The organism is Magnetococcales bacterium, assembly GCA_015228935.1.
Taxonomy (GTDB): domain Bacteria; phylum Pseudomonadota; class Magnetococcia; order Magnetococcales; family DC0425bin3; genus HA3dbin3.
This window is the reverse complement of record JADGCO010000189.1, coordinates 1-3,078: the sequence shown is the minus strand read 5'-3', so window position 1 is coordinate 3,078 and position 3,078 is coordinate 1. Positions and strand designations below refer to the sequence as shown.

Below are 3,078 nucleotides of genomic sequence, written 5' to 3'. Positions count from 1 at the left end.
TCAAACCTCCCCCGATGGCAAGGTCACTACCAGTCAACTGCCGGATTTAGGATAATCGTTATGGACAGAGGCCACGGTCAGCACATTCATGGCTTCCGCTGGGGATAACAGTCTGCGGTTGCGCACATCCGCTGCCACAGCCGCAAGGATATTTTTTGACTTCTCAATTTCTGGTAACAAACGAAATTTACTTGGAGACATATCCAATTTTACGGGATTGGCATGATTGCCGGCACTGACCAGAAACAACACACTGTAGCGCCAGGAAAGCCAATCCAATAACCGGGCCAACGGACTCAACGCTCCTTCAAAGGGACGATCTCGCATCCCAATGGAAAGATTGATCAGAATAATGCCTGGCGCACTGGCAGGCTCATCACCATCTCCTTCAAAAATGCGTCGCACCGCCCGATAAATCAAGTCAACCACCAAAATATGGTCTGGAATCGATTCTTCTCTTGAATTGCGCCAATCACGAATATCGGGTTGCATAATCGGGCGAACATACAGGGGACGTTGCAAGGGAGACTCATTGGCCAGTAAATCCCCCCACAAGATCAAGGAAGCCATGGCTGTACCATGTTTCCTTTCAGATGCCTGATACGCCTCTTCAAAATTGTCTGGGTCATCAATAATCAATCTATCGGACAATCTGTCGTGATTTTGCAATGGCATCCCGTCCAGTATGGCTGCCACTGGGGAAAACTTGGAAACCGGTAATGTTGGCAAAACCGGAGTTTCATAAAATATCTCTCCAGGAGGCATGCCGGCGGCCATTTGGCCAGAGGCCCTGAAAAACTGAATATGATCACACATCACCAGATTCACATTTTGACCATGATTGAGAATTTGCGATACGGCAGCAGCGGGAACTTCGATCAATAATGCATGATAGCCAATATCCTCAATAATCGTTTGTTTCAAAACTTTTCCGCCTTGCTGCTGCACCAAGGCCTTGACCTGTCTTGCGGTTTCGGATCGCTTGGATGGGGTTTTGCGGAACCAGAGTTCAATTTCGCACGGGACGGAATCAACTTCATGTACAAGTCGATCCTGCCAATCATCCATCACGCCTGTTTCCAAAAACCGATCCTGAATACCCCATGGACGAATATCATATAAATGGGCAAACAAATCTTGAAAAGCACCCAGACCATGATCAAACTCTTCCCCTTTTTGCCACCTTTCCCACAATGATTTCAGCTCATGCCATGCACGATGATTGAATAAGGCCAGATAGACCCTGCCACGCAACTCTTTCTCGTCACGATTTCCTTTTTTATTCAGGTTAAAAAAATCATCATCCGGTGGAATTTTATCCACCGGATCAAATTCGCCCATCCACTCCAGCCCAGCAATTTTTTTCAATGCAGAATGAAAATCTTCAACCGTGCCGATGGTTTCTAAAACCAGGACATTTTCCGGTACAATTCCAGCTACATCCGAACGCAACAGGGCTTGTTTTTCCTCAAACGCTTTTTGGAGTGCCTGGAAACGGGGTGCAAGTCTGACTGCTTGCCTCTGGCAGGACGGAAGGCCCATCTTCCCGGAACCTCCCCTCTTTTTTTTGCGTTCGATTGGACTTCCTGGAACCGGCAGGAGAAGAAGCGGGCGTTGGGTCATTGAAAACCTTGGCAGGCGTACTGGCATGGCAGTTCATGGAAAATCGATTGTGCCACTGGGCCAATCGCTCGGTGACGATCTGTTTTAAATTATCATTGGGGATTGATAAAATATAACGCCTCTGGATGTCAAGTCCAAATTGCTCCAGTTCCGAAAAACTCACGCCTGAGAGTTTTTCAGCCAGGAGACCAGGTGTATACCCAAGTTTCTGTTCAAACCTGTCGGCAAAACGTTGGAACCACTTTTCAGCCTGGGCGCGGGTAGGGTGATCCAGGTGCAATCGCAGTTGAAATCGCCGCCAGACCGCCCGATCCAAAAGCTCCGGATGGTTGGTCGCCGTGACCACCACAACATGACTGGGAAGGGCATCAACCTGGAGTAGCAGCGAACTGACAACCCGCTTGATCTCCCCGGTTTCGTGAACATCACCCCGCTCCTTGCCCAAAACATCGAATTCATCCAAAAAAAGGACGCAATGTCGGGTGCGGACATAATCAAACAGCCTGGCAAGACGGGATGAGGTTTCACCGAGAAAACTGGTGATGACGGCATCATAACGCACCACCAGCAAAGGGATGGACAATTCATAGGCCAATGCCTCGGCCAGAGATGTCTTGCCATTGCCGGGCGGTCCGGCCAACAATACCCGGTGGCGCGGTTCCAGATTATGTGCGCGTAACAGATCGGCCCGTTGCTGCTCGTCAATCAGCTCCCGACAAGCTGCAAGAGATGTATCGGCAAGGATCAAATCCTCCAGTTGACGATTGGGCGTTGTTTCAAACAAAAAATCACTTCCTCCACCATTGGCTCGCCATGGCTGAAGTGTGCCAGACGAAGCGGGAATATTCCCCGGACCATGGCCAAGATATGCGGCAAGACGATTGGCCAACACATGATGCTGCCTGGATCTCTCCTCACTGATGATGGCTTCCAGCGTTTTGCGAAACAGGGCCTGATCACCCCGTGTCCCTGAACGTACCAGGTCCAGCAAAAGATCCGAACGCGCCATGTGAATGGACTCCCGATTTATTGTTCCAGCGATTTTCAGATACCAGACGGGCATGATTACGTATCGTCACTGACACGTCAAAAGTCAAACCCGATTCTGAATCGACTCGTGATTGCCATCCCTGCTCGTGTCGGTCAGGTGCGTCACAACGGTTCTGCGAGAAAAACCCGCCACACAACTCGTGAAAAAGAATTTTTTTGGTCGGGCCGTATCGCATGCCAACTTGCCAGACTCTTTCAGACACACGGGAACTTCAGGAACAGATCATGAATGAAATCAACATGTATCAGACCAAAAACGGCATGTTCGAAATTCGGCTGGAACAAGACACCGTCTGGCTTTCACATTTGCATAGACTTGCGAAGATTTTCCAGAGTATGTTATCCTCCGCAAGGTGGCAAAAAGGGGAAGAGTTTGATCATGGTCTGGGTGCTTTTCAAGATTTG

3 protein-coding genes are annotated in these 3,078 nt (G+C 49.3%); 1 reads left to right on the top strand and 2 read right to left on the bottom strand.

Annotated features, from left to right (window positions below; translation table 11 throughout):
- Positions 1-33: 33 nt before the first annotated feature.
- Positions 34-1,542 (bottom strand): S8 family peptidase, encoded by a 1,509-nt coding sequence (locus HQL65_20520; GenBank protein MBF0138619.1) that lies wholly within the window; start codon positions 1,540-1,542, stop codon positions 34-36.
- Positions 1,469-2,632, bottom strand: coding sequence for an ATP-binding protein (locus tag HQL65_20515; protein ID MBF0138618.1), 1,164 nt, complete (start codon positions 2,630-2,632; stop codon positions 1,469-1,471). The genes HQL65_20520 and HQL65_20515 overlap by 74 nt, the downstream gene beginning before the upstream one ends.
- 266 nt (positions 2,633-2,898) lie before the next feature.
- On the opposite strand from HQL65_20515, the gene HQL65_20510 reads away from it, so the two are divergent.
- On the top strand, positions 2,899-3,078 hold a 180-nt coding region (locus HQL65_20510; GenBank protein ID MBF0138617.1), incomplete at its 3' end, for a hypothetical protein.